Genomic DNA, 20,587 nt, shown 5'->3' on the forward strand with positions numbered 1-20,587 from the left:
TCAGGTGTGTAAGCGCAGTAATGCGTTCAGCTAACTGATACTAATTGCCCGTAAGGCTTGATCCTATAACAAGTCTGTCTCGATGCCCGTTAGCGCTTTAGCGCTTACGGACATCGAGCGTCGAGTGCAAGGCACTCGACGTACGACGGTTGAAGTACCGCGTACGTGTGAGATACAGCTCACAACCCAACTCAAAATTACTGCTTCTTCCCAGATTGGTCGCGTTGCGAAGCAACGTGACAACCCCCTTTGCCTGATGACCATAGCGAGTCGGTCCCACCCCTTCCCATCCCGAACAGGACCGTGAAACGACTCTACGCCGATGATAGTGCGGATTCCCGTGTGAAAGTAGGTAATCGTCAGGCTCCCTAAGCCAGAAACCCCCGCCCGAAAGGCGGGGGTTTTTGCATTGGCGCGGCGGAAAAAGAGCGATGGATCCAGATCGGTGCACTGGCCTATTCGTCTCTATCTCCGATCAAACTTGCGATCCGTGTCGGCGCAGTGAAGCCGGCATCAGGGTTGCATCTACACCCGTACCGCCGCACCGACCGTTCGAAGCCGGTCCACCGTCGATATTCACCATCCCTCCGTTACTGCTTTTCGCCAAAATAGACGGGAAATTCGTGCGAATCGACGTCTTATTCGGCCCGTCCACGTAAAATTTGCGAATCCTCTTCACCGAGTTGCATCCGCAATGATGAACGCCGCCACTCAGATAGCTCGGGCTGTATGCCCGCACGATTGTCCGGACACGTGCGCAATGCGCGTGACCGTCGAAAACGGCCGGGCGATCAAGGTCACGGGCGATCCCGACCATCCGCCCACGCAAGGCGTGTTGTGTACGAAAGTCAGCCGATATGCGGACCGCGTTCATCATCCGGACCGTCTTACCGTTCCGCTCAAGCGCATCGGTGCGAAGGGAGAAGGGCGTTTCGCGCCGATCAGCTGGAGCGAAGCGCTCGACGAGATTGGTCGCCGCCTCGGTGAAATCGCCGCCCGCGCGCCCGAGGCGATCATGCCGTACAGCTATGCGGGAACGATGGGGCTCGTGCAGGGCGAAGGCATTGCGCAGCGGTTCTTCCACAAACTCGGCGCGTCGCGGCTCGAGCGGGCAATTTGCTCCGCGGCCGGCGCGGCCGGGCTGCGCTATACGTACGGCGGCAACGTCGGCATGCATCTCGAGCATTTCGAGGAAAGCGAGCTGATCCTGATCTGGGGCGCCAATCCCATCGCATCGAGCCTGCATTTCTGGACCCGCGCGCAGGAAGCCAAGCGTCGCGGCGCCCGTCTGGTTGCGATCGATCCGTACCGCTCGCTGACGGCGGAGAAATGTCACCAGCACATCGCTTTGAAACCGGGCACCGATGGTGCGTTCGCGCTCGGGATGATGCATGTGCTGATTACCGAAGATCTGCTCGATCACGACTACATCGCGCGTCATACGCTCGGCTTCGATGCACTTAAGGCGCGAGCCCTGTCCTATCCGCCGGAACGTGTCGCCCGGATCTGCGGCATCGAAGCGTCGGAGCTGATCGAACTCGCACGTCGTTACGGTGCGACCCGCAAGGCAGCGATCCGGCTCAATTACGGCATGCAGCGCGTCCGCGGCGGCGGCAATGCCGTGCGCGCGGTCGCGAGCCTGCCTGCGCTGACGGGCGCGTGGCGCGACCGGGCAGGAGGCCTGCTGCTGTCGTCGTCGGAATCGGCGCCGGTCAATCAGGCGGCGCTGCTGCGCCCCGATCTGATGCCCGGCTGGCCGCACAAGCTGCCGCGCATCATCAACATGAACACGATCGGCGACGCATTGCTGAATCCCGGCGACGCCGCTTTCGGGCCGAAGGTCGAAGCGGTGATTGTCTACAATTCGAATCCGGTCGCGGTCGCCCCCGACTCGTCGAAAGTGGCCGCGGGGTTCGCGCGCGAAGATCTGTTCACGGTCGTTCTCGAGCACTTCAAGACCGATACGGCCGATTTCGCCGACATTGTGTTGCCGGCCACGACCCAGCTCGAGCATCTCGACGTCCACAAGTCGTACGGCCACACCTATGTGATGGCGAATTTGCCGGCGATTCCGCCGGTCGGCGACGCGCGCCCGAACACCGAAATCTTTCGTGGCATTGCCCGCAGCATGGGGCTCGACGAGCCCGCGCTTTTCCACAGCGATGAAGAGGTCGCGCAGGCCGCGCTCCGTTGGGACGACCCGGCGCTCGACAGCAATTGGGATACGCTGAAGCGTGCCGGCTGGCTGAAGCTGAAGGTGGCCGACGCGCCTTTCGCGAATGGCGGCTTCCGTACGCCGTCCGGCAAATGCGAGTTCTATAGCGCGCGACTCGAACAGATGGGCATGGCCCCGGTGCCCGATTACCTGCCGCCGTTCGAATCGGCGGAGGCCGCGCCCGAACTCGCCGCCCGCTATCCGCTCGCAATGATTTCGCCGCCGGCCCGGCACTTCCTGAACAGCACGTTCGTCAACGTGGACAGCCTGCGCAGCACGGAACGCCAGCCGCACCTCGACTTGCACCCCGCCGACGCCGATGCGCGCGGCATCCGGGAGGGCGATGTCGTGCGTATCTTCAACGACCGCGGCTCGATGCAAGCAGTCGCGAGAGTGACCGATCGCGCGCGGGAAGGGCTCGTCGTCGGGCTGTCGATCTGGTGGAAGAAATTATCGGCGGATGGGCGCAACGCGAACGAAGTGACGAGCCAGGCGCTGACCGATCTCGGCAACTCGGCGACGTTTTACGATTGTCTCGTCGAAGTTGAGCGGATTTGACCGAAATTCGCGATATGATCAGACGAAATCATTCCCAAGTTGGAAGTGGGCATCTAACCCTGTTGTCTCGGGACCGGCGAGCCGCTACGATGCCTTTTAGCACGACCATTCGAAAATCTGTGAGGAGACGCGGAGTATGGACAAAATTTGGCTGAAATCGTACCCACCCGGCGTTCCAGCCGAAATTGACGCGTCCCCGTATCCTTCCATTCCGGATCTCCTCGACGAAAGCTTCAGGCAGTATCGCGACCGCAAGGCGTTCGTCTGCATGGGCAAGAGCATCACGTACGGCGAGCTCGATGCGCTGTCGCGCCAGTTCGGCGCGTGGCTGCAGTCGCGCGGTCTGACGCGCGGCGCGCGCGTGGCGCTGATGATGCCGAACGTGCTGCAGTATCCGGTGGCGATCGTCGCGGTGCTGCGCGCGGGCTATACCGTCGTCAACGTCAACCCGCTCTATACGCCGCGCGAGCTCGAACATCAGCTGAAGGACAGCGGCGCGGAGGCGATCGTCATCCTCGAGAACTTCGCGTCGACGTTGCAGGCCGTCATCGCCAATACCGCAGTCAAGCATGTCGTGGTCGCGTCGATGGGCGACCTGCTGGGCATCAAGGGCTGGCTGGTCAATTACGTCGTGCGCAACGTGAAGAAGATGGTGCCGGCCTGGCAGCTTCCGTCGTTCACCCGCTTCAAGGCCGCGCTGTCGGAAGGCGCGCGCCAGACCTTCAAGCCGCAGAAGCTCGGCCCCGACGACGTCGCGTTCCTCCAGTACACGGGCGGCACGACGGGTGTCGCGAAGGGCGCGACGCTGCTGCACCGGAACATCGTGTCGAACGTGCTGCAGGCCGGCGCGTGGCACCATCCCGCGCACGAGAAGTACCCCGACGTGAAGCAGTTCGTGACGGTCGTCGCGCTGCCGCTCTATCACGTGTTTGCGCTGACGGTCTGCGGGTTCCTGACGATGCGCACCGGCGGCATGGGTATCCTGATTCCGAACCCGCGCGACATCGGCGGCATGATCAAGGAGCTGAAGGGCTACCAGATCTCGACGATCCCGGCCGTCAACACGCTGTACAACGCGCTGCTGAACCATCCCGAATTCAACCAGCTCGACCTGTCGAAGCTCGCGATCGCCAACGGTGGCGGCATGGCGATCCAGGAAGGCGTCGCGAAGCGCTGGTATGAGAAGACCCAGACGGCGATCGTCGAAGGGTATGGCCTGTCCGAAACGTCGCCGGTTGCCACCTGCAATCCCGTGACGGCGACCGAGTACAGCGGAACGATCGGCCTGCCGCTGCCATCGACCGAGATTGCCATTCGCGACGATGCCGGCGCCGACGTCGCGCTCGGCGAGCCGGGCGAAATCTGCATCCGCGGACCGCAGGTCATGGCCGGCTACTGGAACCGTCCGGATGAAACCGCGAAGGTCATGTTCCCGGACGGTTTCTTCAAGACCGGCGACGTGGGCGTGATGGACGCGCGCGGTTACGTGAAGATCGTCGACCGGAAGAAGGACATGATCCTGGTATCCGGCTTCAACGTGTATCCGAACGAGGTCGAGGACGTGGTGGCGTCCCACCCGGGCGTGTTCGAGGTGGCGGCGGTCGGTGTGCCGGACGAGCACTCGGGCGAAGCCGTGAAGCTGTTCGTCGTGAAGAAGGATCCGGCGCTTACCGACAAGGACATCCTCGCGTACTGCAAGGAGCGGCTCACCGGCTACAAGCGGCCGAAACTCGTCGAGTTCCGCACGGAGCTGCCGAAGACGAACGTCGGCAAGATCCTGCGGCGCGAATTGCGCGACGGACGCGCGTAACACCGAAGTCGAACAACGAGCCCGCCCTGTGCCGGGTTTTTTGTTTGTGATGCCGGCGTCGCGGCTGCGGCGCACCGATGCGGCAATCGCTGGAACGGCGCGCGCGTTCGACCGGATGCGTCTCAGCCGATGGAATGCCTCAAGCGCGTCGGATGGTGCTCGGTGCATTCCGCGAGCAATCGGCCAAGGCCGGCGCGCCGATGAAGCCCGCGAACGGCCCGTTGCAGTCAATGCGGTGTGCTGCGACCGTGCCGTTCACTGCTTCGCTTCCCGGCGCCCAAAAGAAAAAGGCGCCCGAAGGCGCCTTTAATATGCTGCGGCTTGTCAGGCAAGCTGATCAGAACTTGTGACGGATGCCGACGCGGGCTGCGACCTGGTTGCTGGTGCTCGACGGGTCGAGGCCGTTGATCGAAGCATGTGCCTGAACGACGTTGCCTGCCGCATCGAGCGCGTTGCCCGATGCATGCTGGTACACGCCGATCACGTAGACGTCCGTGCGCTTCGACAGGAAGTAGTCGACGCCCAGCGAGCCCTGGTGGTACTTGGCTGCCGAGTTGCCGTCGATCTTGCTGCCTTGCGTATAGTCATACGCGGCGCCGACGATCAGCGCCGGGGTCAGCTGATACTTGAAGTTGATTTCGCCGTTGTTGAACGTCGCGGTCTGGTTCACGAACGGACCAACCGAGAAGCCCTTGAACTTCGTGTTCGAGTACGTCGCGCCGATCGTCGCCGCGCCGAACGTATACGCACCGCCCGCACCGATCACCTGGTACGTGTTCGCGCTGTTCGCATACGCGCCGTAGACCGGCGACGACACGGCCGTGGCTGCAGCCGACGCGCCGGTGTTGAACATGCCGCCGAAGTTTGCCGGCGTGCGTGCGTTCAAGTAGCCGACGCCCAACACCAGCGGGCCGTTGTTGTAACCGGCGCCGAGCGACCACACCTGGTTCTTCGAGAACTGGCCGGCCTGACCGCCGAAGCTGTACATGCCGCCGAACGAGAAGCCGCCGTAGGTCGGGCTCGTGTACTTGACCGCGTTGTTCACACGGTACGCGTTGTTGAAGTTGTCGAGGTCGCCCGGGTGAGCGGCGATGTAGCCACCCCACTGGTCGCCGGCTTCGAGCGGGCCGACGAAGTCGACGACGGAGTCGTACTGACGACCCAGCGTGACCGTACCGAACTGGCTCGACAGGCCGACGTAAGCCTGGCGGCCGAACATCAGGCCGCCCTGGCCGAGCTTGCCGGAGTTGACGTCAAAACCGTTCTCGAGCACGAAGATCGCCTTCAGGCCGCTGCCCAGATCTTCGGTGCCGCGCAGGCCGAAGCGGCTGCCTTGCATCACGCCGCTCGACAGACCGTACAGATGGCCGCCCTTCGCGTTGTTGTTGAAGATGAAACCTTCATCGATGATGCCGTAAAGCGTCACGCTGCTTTGCGCATGAGCTGCGCCAGCGAACGCGCCCAGCGCGACGAGCGCGAGAAGCGACTTTTTCATTAACGGATCTCCAAGAATCACTGAATTTTTTTGGCGGGGCGGATAGTTATGTTGTGTTGACGGGCCCCATCAACTTCGCAAGAAGTCGCACGTAATGTAGCAAAACCGATTTTTCGGACAAAGCGAAATGCCGTCGCTCAAGGTCGCCATGTTTCCTTTATGCAACAATGGTTAAAATCACGGGTTAACCGCAATTTCCGCTGAATAATCAAGTCGGTTACGCAGCGGAGCACGTGCCTTTGCCGCCCGCGACGGCACACGCAGCCAGGAGAACAGGATGGTGTTGGATGAACTGATCAGCGAATTCGATCGCGGCTTGCGATCGCTGACCGGCATTAGCCGGATGAGCCGCCCGGTGCCGGTGCCGACGGAGCCGACCGCCGGCGAGCTGACGCCCGCGGAGCGCGCGCATGCCGCCGGACTGATGCGCGTGAACCACGTCGGCGAGGTCTGTGCGCAGGCGCTTTATCAGGCGCAGAAGCTGACCGCGCGCTCGTCGTCGTCGAAGGCGATGTTCGAGGAAGCCGCACGCGAGGAGGAGGACCACCTCGCGTGGACCGCGCATCGGCTGAAGGAACTCGATTCGCGTCCGAGCCTGCTCAACCCGCTGTGGTATGCCGGCGCGCTCGCGATCGGCGTCGCGGCCGGCACGCTGGGCGACAAGGTCAGCCTCGGCTTCATGGCGGAGACGGAGCGCCAGGTCGAGAGCCATCTCGACGGGCACCTTTCCGAGCTGCCGGCCACCGACACGGCGTCGCGCGCGATCGTCGAGCAGATGCGGCTCGACGAGGTGAAGCACGGCAAGGCCGCGACCGACGCCGGCGGGATCGAACTGCCGCTGCCCGCGCGGATGCTGATGCGCGCCGCGTCGAAAGTCATGACGAGCACAGCGTACTATCTGTGAAATCCGGGCCGGGGCGACGCACGACGCCGCTCCGGTCCGCCGATCCCGATACCGCCCGTTTTTTCCGCGTTTTCCCGCCCCCGAAAGTCCCGTCCGCACGCCAGTCTGGCCCGCCTTTCTCACGTATCACCTTCACAAGCTGCCCTAGCCCATTCATTTATAACGGTTTTTGGAATGAGGGGTGGCATGAGCATGTGCGCGTAAGTCCTTGTTCTAACTAACAAAATTCGTCAAAAAACCGGGCCGCTCCCTTGACCGTGCCAAACCCTTCCTCTAAAGTGGGAGACAGTGTGAGAAAGTGTATTTTTGTGTGATTTGGCGGGCTATTCCGGCTAAATTCTTGAGCGTTGGGCGGGTGCTTCGGTGCCTTGAACGGGAGAGCGGAAAGTGTTCCAAGGGGCGTCGGCGCTGACGCTCGATGCGAAAGGGCGGATGTCGGTGCCGGCTCGCTATCGCGAAGCGCTGCAAGGACAGGCAGAAGGACGGGTGACTGTGACCAAGCACCCGGACGGCTGCCTGTTGCTGTTTCCGCGCCCCGAATGGGAAGTATTCCGCGCCAAGATCGCCGCGCTGCCGATGGACGCCCATTGGTGGCGGCGGATTTTTCTCGGCAACGCGATGGATGTCGATCTCGACAGCGCGGGCCGGATTCTCGTATCGCCCGAGCTGCGGATGGCAGCCGGACTGGAAAAGGAAGTCATGTTGTTGGGAATGGGTAGTCACTTCGAGCTGTGGGATTCGCAGACCTACATCGCGAAGGAGCAGGCAGCGATGGCGCAGGGCATGCCCGATGCGCTGAAGAACTTTACGTTCTGATTGCGGTGACGGAGACGCCCGCGATGGGAAATGAATTGCAGCATCGGACCGTGCTGTTGGACGAGGCAGTCGAGTCGCTCGTGACGCGGCCGGACGGCATTTATGTCGACGGCACGTTCGGGCGCGGCGGTCATAGCCGCGCGGTGCTCGCGCGGCTGGCGGAGGCCGGCCGGCTGATCGCGTTCGACAAGGATCCGAGGGCGATCGAGACGGCGCAGCGCATCGAGGATGCGCGCTTCTCGATCGTGCATGACAGCTTTGCATCGATGCGCGACGCGCTTGCGGCGCGCGGTATCGAGAAGGTGTCGGGTGTGTTGCTGGACCTGGGCGTGTCTTCGCCGCAGGTGGACGATCCGGCGCGCGGCTTCAGCTTTCGCGCCGATGGTCCGCTGGACATGCGAATGGATCCGACGCGTGGGGAGTCGGCGGCCGAGTGGCTCGCGCGGGCTTCGGTGCAGGAATTGACGGAGGTGATACGGGATTATGGGGAAGAACGGTTTGCTTTTCAGATTGCAAAGGCGCTTGTTGCTCGCCGGGCAGAGTCCGACCGTCTTGGGCCTCTCGACACCACGGGCGAGCTTGCCCAAATCGTGGGTCACGTCGTCAAAACCCGTGAGAAGGGCAAGGATCCGGCAACCCGCACCTTTCAGGCTATACGGATTCACGTCAATCAAGAGCTTGCGGACCTGCAAGTCGTACTAGACGCGGCATTGTCGTTGCTGGATCAAGGGGGGCGGCTGGTGGTCATCAGCTTTCATTCACTCGAGGACCGGATCGTCAAGCGATTCATGCAGGCGCACGCGAGTGCGCCCGCGGTCGATCGTCGCCTGCCGATCCGTGCCGTCGACCTCCCGAGCCCGCCGCTCAAGATAATCAGCCGTCAATTCCCGAGCGAAGCGGAAGTCGTCGCGAATCCGCGCGCCCGGTCGGCCGTGATGCGCATCGCGGAGCGCGTCACGCCATGAGCCGCTTCAATATCTTCCTGCTGATCATCGTGATGGGCTGCGCGCTGTCGGTCGTCAACTCGACGAACCAGCAGCGCCAGATCTTCATCCAGCTGCAGCGCGCGCAATCGCAGGAGCGGCAACTCCAGCAGGACTATGCGCAGCTTCAATATCAGCAGAGCGCGCTGTCGAAGACATCGCGCATCGAGCAGCTCGCGAACGATTCGCTGAAGATGCAGCCGATCACGACGGGCCGCACCCAATACCTGACGCTGCCGCCGGGCGCCGTGAAGGCGATCGACGCGCCGATTCCCGCGTCGGCCGACGCGGCCGCCAAGGGCCACGGAGGCGCGCGATGAAGCCGTCGCAAAAGCGCCAGGACGTGAAATTTTCGTCGAGCCCCGTGCTCGGCGTGCACCTGCCGATGTGGCGCTCGAAACTCGTCGTGTTCATGCTGTTCATGGCGTTCGTCGCGCTCGCCGCGCGGGCGTTCTGGATCCAGGGGCCCGGCAACGCCTTCTATCAGAAGCAGGGCGAAAGCCGCTATCAGCGCACGCTCGAGCTGCCCGCCACGCGCGGCAAGATCCTCGACCGTAACGGGCTCGTGCTCGCGACGAGTCTGCCCGTGCGCGCGATCTGGGCGATTCCGGACGCCGTGCCGGACGATCTCGGCGCGGACAAGATCAACCAGCTCGGCAAGCTCCTCGGCATGACGCCGAAGGAACTGCGCGTGAAGCTGTCGGAAGACAAGGGTTTCGTCTACGTGAAGCGGCAGGTGCCGATCGACGTCGCGGACAAGGTCGCCGCGCTCGATATCCCCGGTATCTATCAGCGCAACGAGTACAAGCGCTTTTATCCGGAAGGCGAGATCACCGCGCACCTGATCGGCTTCACGAACGTCGAGGACGAAGGTCAGGAAGGCGTCGAGCTCGGCGACCAGAAGATGCTGTCCGGCACGTCCGGCGTGCGCCGCGTGATCAAGGACCGGCTGGGGCACATCGTCGAGGACGTCGCCGAACAGATTCCCCCGCACAACGGGACGGACGTCGGCCTGTCGATCGACAGCAAGATCCAGTACATCGCCTATGCGAACCTGAAGGCCGCCGTCGAGAAGTTCAAGGCGAAGGCCGGCGCGGCGATGGTCGTCGACGTGCGCACCGGCGAGGTGCTCGCGCTGGTCAACTATCCGACCTACAACCCGAACGACCGTACGCGCCTGACGGGCGAGCAGCTGCGCAACCGGATCCTCACCGACGTGTTCGAGCCGGGCTCGATCATGAAGCCGTTCACGGTGTCGCTCGCGCTCGACCTGCATCGCGTGACGCCGAACACGCTCGTCGAGACGGGCAACGGCCACTTCGTGCTCGACGGCGCGCCGATCACCGACGATGCGGGCTTCGGCACGCTGACCGTCGGCGGCGTGATCCAGAAGTCGAGCAACATCGGCGCGACGAAGATCGCGATGACGATGCGGCCCGAGGAAATGTGGAATATGTATACGAGTATCGGCCTCGGCCAGGCGCCGAAGGTCGGCTTCCCCGGCGCCGCGGCCGGCCGCCTGCGTCCGTGGAAGAGCTGGCGCCGCATCGAGCAGGCGACGATGTCGTATGGCTACGGCTTGTCGGTGTCGCTGTTCCAGCTGGCGCGCGCGTACACCGCGATCGCGCACGACGGCGAGATGATGCCGGTCACCATTTTCAAGACCGACCCCAACCAGCAGATCACCGGCACGCAGGTCTTCACGCCGACCACCGCGCGCGAAGTGCGCACGATGCTCGAGACCGTGGTCGCGCCGGGCGGTACGTCGCCGGACGCAGCGGTGCCCGGCTATCGCGTCGGCGGCAAGAGCGGTACCGCGTACAAGCATGAAGGCCACGGCTACACGCGCAAGTACCGCGCGTCGTTCGTCGGGATGGCGCCGATGCCGAATCCGCGCATCGTCGTTGCGGTGTCGGTCGACGAACCGACCGCCGGCAGCCACTTCGGCGGACAGGTGTCGGGCCCCGTATTTTCGGCGATCGCCGGCGATACGATGCGCGCGCTGAACGTGCCGCCGAACATGCCGATCAAGCAGCTGGTCGTATCCGCCGACGCGCCGGGCGCGCCTGCCAAGCCGGGTCCGCAAAAGCTCGCCGCGGGCAGTGGTGCGAAGCATATGATCGTATCCAGCACGACACGTAATTCACCAGGAGTTGTTCGATGAGCGCCGCTCGCAGTTCCCATCCGGCGCATCAGCAGATCGCAGCCGCGCTTGCGTGGCTGCGCCAGCATGTGGCCCCCGCGGCGCAACTGCATGCCGACACGCGCAGCCTGCAGGCCGGCGACGTGTTTCTCGGCTATGCGGTCGACGGGGCGGACAATCGCGCCTTCATTGCCGATGCCGTCGCCCGTGGCGCGGCCGCCGTGCTGTATCAGCCGGAAGGCCTCGCGGCCGCGCCGCCCGTGCCCGTCGCACTCGCTGTGCCGGCGCTCGACCAACTGGCCGGCGAGATTGCCAGCGGCTGGTACGGCGACCCGAGCGACAGCCTCCTCGCGATCGGCGTGACCGGCACGAACGGCAAGACGTCGTGCACGCAATGGATCGCCGCCGCGCTGACGGCGCTGCACCAGCCGTGCGCGGTGATCGGCACGCTCGGCAGCGGCATGCAAGGGCATCTGGTACCGACCGGCTTCACGACGCCGGACGCGCCGCAGCTGCAGCGCAGCCTCGCGCAGCTGAACGAAGCGGGCGCGAAGGCCGTCGCGATGGAAGTGTCGTCGCATGCGCTGCATCAGGGCCGCGTGAACGGCACAGCATTCGACATCGCCGTTTTCACGAATCTCACCCAGGATCACCTCGACTATCACGGCACGTTCGACGCGTACGAAGCCGCGAAGGCGAAGCTGTTCGCGTGGCGCGGCCTGCGCGCGGCGGTCGTCAATCGCGACGACGCAGCCGGCCGCCGCCTGCTCGAGAAGCTGGCCGGCCGCGTGCGCACGATCGCATACGGGATCGGCGACGCGCAAGCGCCCGACGCCGATCGCGAGCTGGTCGCGCTCGACGTGCGCGCCACCGCCACGGGCACGGCGTTTCGCCTGCGTTCGTCGTGGGGCGACGCGCACGTCGAGGTCGGCACGCTCGGCGCGTTCAACGTCAGCAACCTGCTCGCGGTGCTCGGCTCGCTGCTCGCGGCCGACGTGCCGTTCGACGCGGCGGTCGCGGAGATCGCACGGCTCGAGTCCGTCAATGGCCGCATGCAGCGCCTGGGCGGCCGGCTGCAGAACGACGAACCGCTGGTCGTGATCGACTATGCGCATACGCCCGATGCACTCGAGAAGACGCTCGACGCATTGCGCCCGATCGCGGCCGCGCGCGGCGGCCGGCTCGTGTGCATGTTCGGCTGCGGCGGCGATCGCGATGCGACGAAGCGCCCGCTGATGGGCGCGATCGCCGAGCGGCTCGCGGACGAAGTCGTCGTCACGAGCGACAACCCGCGCAGCGAAGATCCGCAGCGCATCATCGACCAGGTCATCGCGGGCATGACGGCGCCCGATCACGCGCGCCGTATCGAGGATCGCGCAAGCGCGATCCTGCAGGCCGTGCGCGGCGCCGCCCGCGAGGATGTCGTCGTGCTGGCCGGCAAGGGTCACGAGGCGACGCAGGAAATCATGGGCAAGAAGCGCGCATTCTCCGATCAGGATCACGCACGGCTCGCGCTCGCGGCACGCGCGACGCACGGCAAGGGAGGCGGCGAATGACGATGCTCAGTCTCGGCGAAGCCGCCCGCCTGATTCCCGGCGCCACTGTCCACGGCGATCCGGACACGACGTTCGAGCGCGTGTCGACGGACAGCCGCACGGCCGGCCCGGGCGACTTGTTCGTCGCGCTGAAGGGCGACCGCTTCGACGCGCACGACTTCCTTGGCGACGTGGCCGCGCGTGGCGCTGCCGCGGCCCTCGTCGCGCACGTGCCGGCGGGTCTCGCGATACCGGTCGTCGAGGGCGGTGAAACGCGTGCCGCGCTCGGCGCGCTCGCGCACGGCTGGCGCAAGCGCTTCGCGGTGCCGCTCGTCGCGGTGACGGGCAGCAACGGCAAGACGACCGTCAAGGAAATGATCGCGTCGATCTTCGCGGCGGCAGTCGGCGCCGACGCGCGACTGGCGACGGCCGGCAACCTGAACAACGATGTCGGCCTGCCGCTGACGCTGCTGCGCCTGTCGGCCGCGCATCGTCTCGCGGTGATCGAGATCGGCATGAACCACCCGGGCGAAACCGAAGTCCTCGCGCGCCTCACCGCGCCGACCGTCGCGCTCGTCAACAACGCGCAGCGCGAGCACCAGGAATTCATGGCGACGGTCGAAGCCGTTGCGCTCGAGCACGCGGCCGTGATCCACGCGCTGACGCCGGACGGCGTAGCGGTGTTCCCGGCCGACGATGCGTACGCGGGTATCTGGCGCGTCGCGGCGACCGGCAACCCGATCGTCGATTTCGCGCTGCACGATGCCGAACGGCAGGTCGAAGCGCAGGTCACGGGCCGTCTGCACGGCGGCGAGCTTGCGATCGACACGCCGTCGGGCGCGGTGACGGTGCGGCTGCGCGCGCTCGGCGAGCACAACGCACGCAACGCATTGGCCGCGGCGGCGGCGGCGCTCGCGGCCGGCATCGAGCTGGCCGCGATCAAGCAGGGCCTCGAATCGTTCGAGCCGGTCAAGGGTCGTCTGCAGGTCCGGCAGGCGGACGTCGGCAGCCTCGCGGGCGCGACGGTCGTCGATGACACCTACAACGCGAACCCGGACTCGATGCGCGCGGCGATCGACGTGCTGGCCGCGCAACCGGCGCCGCGCGTGCTGGTGATCGGCGACATGGGCGAGGTCGGCGACGAAGGCCCGGCATTCCACCGCGAGATCGGCGCGTATGCGCGCGAGCGCGGCATCGATGCGCTGTTTGCGCTCGGCGACGCGTCGCGCGACGCGTGCATGGCATACGGCGACACGGCACGCCATTTCGGCGATGTCGGCGCGCTGGTGGCGGCGCTGCTCGCGGCGGGCTACGGCGCGCAGGCGACGGTGCTCGTGAAGGGCTCGCGGTACATGAAGATGGAGCGCGTGGTCGACGCGCTGACGAACCAACCCGCAGCGGGCACCGTGCCCGCCGCACACTGAGTAGAAGGAAGGAAGCATGCTGCTGGCGCTGGCGCAATGGCTGCAAGGAGACGCAAGCTTTTTGCGCTTGTTCACGTACCTGACGTTCCGTGCGGTGATGGCTACCATCACCGCGCTCGGGATCGGGCTCGTGTGCGGACCGTGGGTGATTCGCAAGCTGACGCAAATGAAGGTCGGGCAGGCCGTGCGCAAGGACGGCCCGCAGAGCCACCTCGTGAAGTCCGGCACGCCGACGATGGGCGGCGTGCTGATCCTGATCGGCATCGCGGTCGCGACGCTGCTGTGGGGCGATCTGACGAACCGTTTCATCTGGATCGTGATGCTCGTCACGTTCGGTTTCGGCGTGATCGGCTGGGTCGATGACTATCGCAAGGTCGTCTACAAGGACCCGCGCGGGATGTCGTCGCGCGAAAAGTATTTCTGGCAGTCGGTGATCGGGCTGTTCGCGGCGGTCTACCTGGCATTCAGCGTGTCCGAGGCGAACAACGTGCGCGTGTTCGACCTGTTCATGGCGTGGGTGCGCAGCGGCCTGTCGATGGGGCTGCCCGCGCGTGCCGACCTGATGCTGCCGTTCCTGAAGTCGATCAGCTACCCGCTGGGCGTGTGGGGCTTCATCGTGCTGACCTACTTCGTGATCGTCGGCGCGAGCAACGCGGTGAACCTCACCGACGGCCTCGACGGCCTCGTGATCATGCCGGTCGTGCTGGTCGGTGGGTCGCTCGGCGTGTTCGCCTACGTGATGGGGAGCTCGGTCTATTCGAAATACCTGCTGTTCCCGCACATTCCGGGCGCGGGCGAACTGCTGATCTTCTGTTCCGCGATGGGCGGGGCAGGGCTCGCGTTCCTCTGGTACAACACGCATCCCGCGCAGGTGTTCATGGGCGACGTCGGCGCGCTGGCGCTCGGCGGCGCGCTCGGCACGGTCGCGGTGATCGTGCGCCAGGAAATCGTGCTGTTCATCATGGGTGGCATCTTCGTCGCGGAAACCTTGTCGGTGATGCTGCAGGTGTCGTGGTTCAAGTACACGAAGAAGCGTTACGGCGAAGGGCGGCGCCTGCTGAAGATGGCGCCGCTGCATCACCATTTCGAATTGTCCGGCTGGAAGGAAACGCAGGTGGTGGTGCGTTTCTGGATCATCACGCTGATGCTGTGCCTGTTCGGTCTGTCCACCCTCAAGTTGCGGTAAAGGAAAGGTAAAAGGATGTCTGGCGAGATGTTTGGAGATCGGCAGCGGCCGATGGTGCTCGTACTGGGGCTCGGGGAATCGGGCCTCGCGATCGCGCGATGGTGCGCGAGGCACGGGTGCCGGCTGCGTATTGCCGATACCCGCGAGGCGCCGCCCAACCTTGCCGCGCTGCAGGCCGAAGGCATCGATGCGGAGTTCGTCGGCGGGCCGTTCACGCCCGCGCTGCTCGATGGCGGTGTCGAGATCGTCGGCCTGAGCCCGGGCCTGTCGCCGCTCGAACCGGCGCTCGCCGCGCTGATCGCGGCCGCGAACGAGCGCGCGATCGCGGTGTGGGGCGAGCTCGAATTCTTCGCGCAGGCGCTGCGCGCGCTCGGCACGAGCGGCTACCAGCCGAAGGTGCTCGCAATCACCGGCACCAACGGCAAGACCACGACGACGAGCCTCACGGGCCTGCTGTGCCAGCGTTCGGGCAAGAAGGTCGCGGTCGCCGGCAACATCAGCCCGGCGATGCTCGACCGGCTCGCGGGCGCGATCGACGAGACGGCCCTGCCCGACGTATGGGTGCTCGAACTGTCGAGCTTCCAGCTCGAGACGGCGAGCACGTTCGCGCCCGACGCGGCCGCGATTCTCAACATCACGCAGGATCACCTCGACTGGCATGGCAGCTTCGACGCGTATGCCGCGGCGAAGGGCCGGATCTTCGGCGCGACGACCACGCGCGTGCTCAATCGTGACGATGCGGCCGTGATGAAGTTCGCGCCGGCCGCCGGTGCTGCCGATGCGGCGCGCACGGTCACGTTCGGCCTGAACGAACCGGCGCACGAGGGCGACTATGGCCTGTCGCGCGACAACGGCATCGCGTGGCTGGTCGAGGCGGTCGACCGCGACGCGCCGGACGAGACGACGAGCCGCCGGCGCAAGCGCGACGGCGCGCATACGCCCGACATCGCGCAGAAGCGGCTGATGCCGGCCGACGCGCTGCGCATCCGCGGGCTGCACAACGCGGCGAACGCGCTGGCCGCGTTCGCGCTCGCGCGTGCGATCGACTTGGCCGCAGCGCCGCTGCTGCACGCGCTGCGCGAATACCGCGGCGAAGCGCATCGCGTCGAAGTGATCGCGACGATCGACGACGTGGACTACGTCGACGACAGCAAGGGAACGAACGTCGGCGCGACGGTGGCCGCGCTCGACGGACTCGCGCAGAAGATCGTGCTGATCGCGGGCGGCGACGGCAAGGGGCAGGATTTCTCGCCGCTCGTCGCGCCGGTCGCGCGGTGGTGCCGCGCGGTGATGCTGATCGGCCGCGATGCGCCGGCGATTCGCGACACGCTCGCCCAGACGGGCGTGCCGCTTGCCGACCACGCGACGCTCGAGGCGGCGGTGCATGCGGCGGCCGAGTTCGCGGAGCCGGGCGACGCGGTGCTGCTGTCGCCCGCGTGCGCGAGCCTCGACATGTTCAGGAACTACGCACACCGCGCTGACGTGTTCCGCGCGGCCGTGGACGAAATCGCCATCGACAAAGGAGCGACGACATGAGCTGGTCCGATCGCCTCGTCTCCCGTTTCAACGACCGGCGCGGCACCGGCGGCAATGCCGCGGGCGGCCGCGTTGCGTCGGCCACGCGCGCCGCGACGGGCGGCCTCGCCAGCGTCGTCAACGGCGTGCGGCCGAGCCGCTCGCGGATGCTCGACTTCGACTACTCGCTGTTGTGGGTCGCGATCGCGTTGCTCGGGCTCGGCGTCGTGATGGTGTATTCGGCGTCGATCGCGATGCCCGATTCGCCGAAATACGCGGCGTATCACGATTACGCGTTTCTGATGCGTCATTGCGTGTCGCTCGGCGTCGCGTTCATCGCGGCGGTGATCGCGTTCCGCGTACCGGTGTCGACGTGGGACAAGTACGCGCCGCATCTCTTCCTGATCGCACTCGTCGGGCTCGTGATCGTGCTGATTCCGCACGTCGGCAAGGGCGTGAACGGCGCGCGCCGCTGGATTCCGCTCGGCATCACGAACATGCAGCCGTCGGAAATCATGAAGCTCGCGGTGACGATCTACGCGGCGAACTACACGGTGCGCAAGCAGGAATACATGCAGAGCTTCGCGAAGGGCTTCCTGCCGATGGCGTTCGCGGTCGGTCTCGTCGGCGCGCTGCTGCTGCTCGAGCCCGACATGGGCGCGTTCATGGTGGTCGCCGCGATCGCGATGGGCGTGCTGTTCCTCGGCGGCGTGAACGGCAAGCTGTTCGGCGGGCTCGTCGCGACGGCGGTCGGCACGTTCACGATGCTCGTGTGGCTCTCGCCGTGGCGCCGCGAGCGGATTTTCGCGTATCTCGATCCGTGGGACGAACGCTACGCGCAAGGCAAGGCATACCAGCTCACGCACTCGCTGATCGCGTTCGGCCGCGGCGAGTGGCTCGGCGTCGGTCTCGGCGGCAGCGTCGAGAAGCTGAACTACCTGCCCGAAGCGCATACCGACTTCATCCTCGCGGTGATCGGCGAGGAGCTCGGTTTCGTCGGCGTGCTGGTCGTGATCCTGCTGTTCTACTGGATCGTGCGCCGCGCATTCGAGATCGGCCGCCAGGCGCTCGCGCTCGACCGCACGTTCGCGGGCCTGACCGCGAAGGGCATCGGCATCTGGTTCGGTGCGCAGACGTTCATCAACATGGGCGTGAACCTCGGCCTGCTGCCGACCAAGGGCCTGACGCTGCCGCTCGTGAGCTACGGCGGCTCGGGCATTCTGCTGAATTGCGTCGCGCTCGCGGTGCTGCTGCGGGTCGATTACGAAAATCGCGTCCTGATGCGCGGAGGGAAGGTATGACCTCCCCGCGTCAGTACGCGATTTCGGCGAAGGCTGACTTCGTGCGCGCAGCGTGCGAAGTCAAGCGTAGCGGCCGTAGCCAAAACATCGATTCATTCTTGCTGATGCGCGGAGGGAAGGTATGACCGCGTCGCGACGCACGCTGATGGTGATGGCAGGCGGCACCGGGGGCCACGTGTTCCCGGGGCTCGCTGTCGCGCACCGGATGGAAGCGGCGGGCTGGCGCGTCGTATGGCTCGGCAATCCGGCCGGAATGGAAGCGACGCTCGTGCCGAAACACGGCATTCCGATGGAATACGTACGCTTCGGCGGGCTGCGCGGCAAGGGCCTGAAGACCAAGCTGACGCTGCCGTTCAACCTGCTGCGCGCGTGCTGGCAGAGCCTCGGCGCATTGCGTCGCGTGCGGCCCGACGTTGTGCTCGGGATGGGCGGCTACATCACGTTCCCGGCGGGCGTGATGGCCGCGCTGTCGGGCCGTCCGCTCGTGCTGCACGAACAGAATTCGATTGCCGGCCTCGCGAACAAGGTGCTCGCGAAATTCGCGAAGCGCGTGCTCGTCGCGTTCCCCGGCGCACTGCCGCACGCGCAATGGACCGGCAACCCGATTCGCGCGGAACTTGCGCGCACGGAAACGCCCCAAGCACGCTATGCATCGCGCAGCGGCCCGCTGAACCTGCTGGTGGTCGGCGGCAGCCTGGGTGCGGCCGCACTGAACGAAGTCGTGCCGCGCGCGCTGGCGCTGCTGGCGCCGGGCGAGCGCCCGCGCGTCGTGCACCAGGCCGGCGCGAAGCACATCGACGCGCTGAAGGCGAATTACGAAGCGGCCGGTTTCGCGGGCGGCGACGCCGTGCGGCTCGTGCCGTTCATCGACGACATGGCAAGTGCGTACGCGGCGGCGGATCTCGTGATCTGCCGTTCCGGCGCGATGACGGTGTCGGAGATCGCGGCGGTGGGCGTGGCGGCGCTGTTCGTGCCGTTCCCGTACGCGGTCGACGATCACCAGACGACCAACGCCGCGTTCCTCGCCGATGCGGGTGCGGCGGTGCTGGTGCAACAACGCGACCTGTCGGCAGAGTTGCTCGCCGACTGGCTGCGCAGCCAGTCGCGTGCCTCGCTCGCGGACATGGCGGAGCGTTCGCGCTCGCTGGCCAAGCCCGAGGCCACCGACGAAGTCGCGCGCATCTGCGCGACGGTGGCCGGCGCGAACCTGGAAGAAATCAAATGAAACAACCCCCAAGCTCACTTCGTTTGCTGTCACCCAAGAGGGCGGTCAGCCGCCTTGGGGCGGCCCGGCGGAGGCTGACATGAAACACATCGTCAAACAGATTCATTTCGTCGGGATCGGCGGCGCGGGCATGAGCGGCATCGCCGAAGTGCTCGTCAACCTCGGCTACGAGGTCAGCGGCTCGGACCTGTCGCGCAACGCGGTGACCGATCGTCTCGAGGCGCTCGGCGCGCGGATCGCGATCGGCCACGACGCGGCGAACATCGCGGGTGCGAACGCGGTCGTCGTGTCGACGGCCGTGCGCTCGGACAATCCCGAAGTACTGGCCGCACGGCACCAGGGTGTGCCGATCGTGCCGCGCGCGGTGATGCTCGCGGAGCTGATGCGCCTGAAGCAGGGGATCGCGATTGCCGGCACGCACGGCAAGACCACGACGACGAGCCTCGTCGCGAGCGTGCTCGCAGCCGGCGGCCTCGACCCGACCTTCGTGATCGGCGGCCGGCTGATCAGCGCCGGCGCGAACGCGCGGCTCGGCACGGGCGACTTCATCGTCGCCGAGGCCGACGAGTCGGACGCGTCGTTCCTGAACCTGTATCCGGTGATCGAAGTCATCACGAACATCGACGCCGACCACATGGACACCTACGGCCACGATTTCGCGCGGCTCAAGCAGGCGTTCATCGAATTCACGCAGCGCCTGCCGTTCTACGGCAGCGCGGTCGTGTGCGTCGACGATCCGAACGTGCGGCAGATCATCCCGTTCATCTCGAAGCCGGTCGTGCGCTACGGCCTGTCGCCGGATGCGCAGGTGCGCGCGGAAGACATCGACGCGCGCGACGGCCGCATGCACTTTACGGTGATCCGCGAAGGCCGGGCGCCGCTCGCGGTGGTGCTGAACCTGCCGGGCCTGCACAACGTGCAGAACGCGCTCGCGGCGATCGCGATCGCGACCGATCTCGGCGTGTCGGACGACGCGATCCAGCTGGCGCTGGCGGAATTCAACGGCGTCGGCCGGCGCTTCCAGCGCTACGGCGAGGTGCCGAGCGCGGACGGCGGCCAGTACACGCTGATCGACGATTACGGCCACCACCCGGTCGAGATGGCCGCGACGGTCGCCGCCGCGCGCGGCGCGTTTCCGGGCCGCCGCCTCGTGCTGGCGTTCCAGCCGCACCGCTACACGCGCACGCGCGACTGTTTCGACGACTTCGTCAACGTGCTGTCGACGGTCGACGCGCTGGTGCTGACGGAAGTCTATGCCGCCGGCGAAGCGGCGATCGCGACGGCCAACGGCGACGCGCTGTCGCGTGCGCTGCGTGCGGTGGGGAAGGTCGACCCGGTATTCGTCGCGTCGGTCGACGGCGTGCCGGACGCACTGGCGGGGGTCGCGCGCAACGGCGACGTGGTGATCACAATGGGTGCGGGTTCGATCGGCGGCGTGCCGGCGAAGCTCGTGCAACACATTCAACAGAAGGCATGA

General features: G+C 65.9%; 16 protein-coding genes and 1 rRNA gene. 16 read left to right on the forward strand and 1 reads right to left on the reverse strand.

The window, feature by feature from the left end:
- Window positions 1-252: 252 nt before the first annotated feature.
- The 4 genes from rrf to SB786_RS13835 all read left to right on the forward strand — a co-directional run bounded on the left by rrf (window position 253) and on the right by SB786_RS13835 (window position 4,933).
- Window positions 253-365 (forward strand): 5S ribosomal RNA (rrf, locus tag SB786_RS13820).
- Between the two features lie 332 nt (window positions 366-697).
- Window positions 698-2,773, forward strand: coding sequence for a molybdopterin-dependent oxidoreductase (locus SB786_RS13825; RefSeq protein WP_410727942.1), 2,076 nt, complete (start codon window positions 698-700; stop codon window positions 2,771-2,773).
- 136 nt (window positions 2,774-2,909) lie between these two features.
- Window positions 2,910-4,583 (forward strand): long-chain fatty acid--CoA ligase, encoded by a 1,674-nt coding sequence (locus SB786_RS13830; RefSeq protein WP_410727943.1) that lies wholly within the window; start codon window positions 2,910-2,912, stop codon window positions 4,581-4,583.
- Between the two features lie 152 nt (window positions 4,584-4,735).
- Window positions 4,736-4,933, forward strand: coding sequence for a hypothetical protein (locus tag SB786_RS13835; RefSeq protein WP_410727944.1), 198 nt, complete (start codon window positions 4,736-4,738; stop codon window positions 4,931-4,933).
- On the opposite strand, the gene SB786_RS13840 is transcribed toward SB786_RS13835, so the two are convergent.
- Window positions 4,921-6,078, reverse strand: a complete 1,158-nt coding sequence (locus SB786_RS13840; protein ID WP_410727945.1) for a porin — start codon at window positions 6,076-6,078, stop codon at window positions 4,921-4,923. The genes SB786_RS13835 and SB786_RS13840 overlap by 13 nt on opposite strands.
- A gap of 277 nt (window positions 6,079-6,355) precedes the next feature.
- Here SB786_RS13840 and coq7 point away from each other — a divergent pair, with 277 nt between their 5' ends.
- From coq7 to murC, 12 genes are all read left to right on the forward strand, one after another.
- Complete coding sequence (coq7, locus tag SB786_RS13845; protein ID WP_410727946.1) at window positions 6,356-6,982, forward strand: 2-polyprenyl-3-methyl-6-methoxy-1,4-benzoquinone monooxygenase; 627 nt, start codon at window positions 6,356-6,358, stop codon at window positions 6,980-6,982.
- Between the two features lie 387 nt (window positions 6,983-7,369).
- Entirely contained in the window at window positions 7,370-7,798 is a 429-nt protein-coding gene (gene mraZ, locus SB786_RS13850) for a division/cell wall cluster transcriptional repressor MraZ (protein WP_006400450.1), read from the forward strand.
- 23 nt (window positions 7,799-7,821) lie between these two features.
- Window positions 7,822-8,763: a 16S rRNA (cytosine(1402)-N(4))-methyltransferase RsmH gene (rsmH, locus tag SB786_RS13855; RefSeq protein WP_410727947.1), complete on the forward strand. Its 942-nt coding sequence runs from the start codon at window positions 7,822-7,824 to the stop codon at window positions 8,761-8,763.
- The gene (ftsL, locus tag SB786_RS13860) at window positions 8,760-9,101 is read left to right on the forward strand and encodes a cell division protein FtsL (protein ID WP_011655887.1); all 342 of its coding nucleotides are present in this window, start codon (window positions 8,760-8,762) and stop codon (window positions 9,099-9,101) included. Before rsmH ends, ftsL begins: the two co-directional genes overlap by 4 nt.
- Window positions 9,098-10,945, forward strand: a complete 1,848-nt coding sequence (locus tag SB786_RS13865; protein ID WP_006756812.1) for a peptidoglycan D,D-transpeptidase FtsI family protein — start codon at window positions 9,098-9,100, stop codon at window positions 10,943-10,945. Before ftsL ends, SB786_RS13865 begins: the two co-directional genes overlap by 4 nt.
- Window positions 10,942-12,480 carry a UDP-N-acetylmuramoyl-L-alanyl-D-glutamate--2,6-diaminopimelate ligase gene (locus tag SB786_RS13870; RefSeq protein ID WP_410727948.1) on the forward strand — a complete coding sequence of 513 codons (1,539 nt, stop codon included), beginning with the start codon at window positions 10,942-10,944 and terminating at the stop codon, window positions 12,478-12,480. The genes SB786_RS13865 and SB786_RS13870 overlap by 4 nt, the downstream gene beginning before the upstream one ends.
- On the forward strand, window positions 12,477-13,883 hold the full coding sequence (locus tag SB786_RS13875; RefSeq protein ID WP_410727949.1) for a UDP-N-acetylmuramoyl-tripeptide--D-alanyl-D-alanine ligase: 1,407 nt from the start codon (window positions 12,477-12,479) through the stop codon (window positions 13,881-13,883). The genes SB786_RS13870 and SB786_RS13875 overlap by 4 nt, the downstream gene beginning before the upstream one ends.
- Before the next feature lie 16 nt (window positions 13,884-13,899).
- On the forward strand, window positions 13,900-15,069 hold the full coding sequence (gene mraY, locus SB786_RS13880) for a phospho-N-acetylmuramoyl-pentapeptide-transferase (RefSeq protein ID WP_006752439.1): 1,170 nt from the start codon (window positions 13,900-13,902) through the stop codon (window positions 15,067-15,069).
- A gap of 27 nt (window positions 15,070-15,096) precedes the next feature.
- On the forward strand, window positions 15,097-16,605 hold the full coding sequence (gene murD / locus SB786_RS13885; protein ID WP_410728101.1) for a UDP-N-acetylmuramoyl-L-alanine--D-glutamate ligase: 1,509 nt from the start codon (window positions 15,097-15,099) through the stop codon (window positions 16,603-16,605).
- Complete coding sequence (gene ftsW, locus SB786_RS13890; protein WP_006756816.1) at window positions 16,602-17,885, forward strand: putative lipid II flippase FtsW; 1,284 nt, start codon at window positions 16,602-16,604, stop codon at window positions 17,883-17,885. Before murD ends, ftsW begins: the two co-directional genes overlap by 4 nt.
- A 121-nt stretch (window positions 17,886-18,006) precedes the next feature.
- On the forward strand, window positions 18,007-19,110 hold the full coding sequence (gene murG / locus SB786_RS13895; RefSeq protein WP_410727950.1) for an undecaprenyldiphospho-muramoylpentapeptide beta-N-acetylglucosaminyltransferase: 1,104 nt from the start codon (window positions 18,007-18,009) through the stop codon (window positions 19,108-19,110).
- 79 nt (window positions 19,111-19,189) lie between these two features.
- Window positions 19,190-20,587: a UDP-N-acetylmuramate--L-alanine ligase gene (gene murC / locus SB786_RS13900; RefSeq protein WP_410727951.1), complete on the forward strand. Its 1,398-nt coding sequence runs from the start codon at window positions 19,190-19,192 to the stop codon at window positions 20,585-20,587.

This window comes from Burkholderia sp. SIMBA_062 (assembly GCF_046534765.1).
GTDB lineage: Bacteria > Pseudomonadota > Gammaproteobacteria > Burkholderiales > Burkholderiaceae > Burkholderia > Burkholderia ambifaria.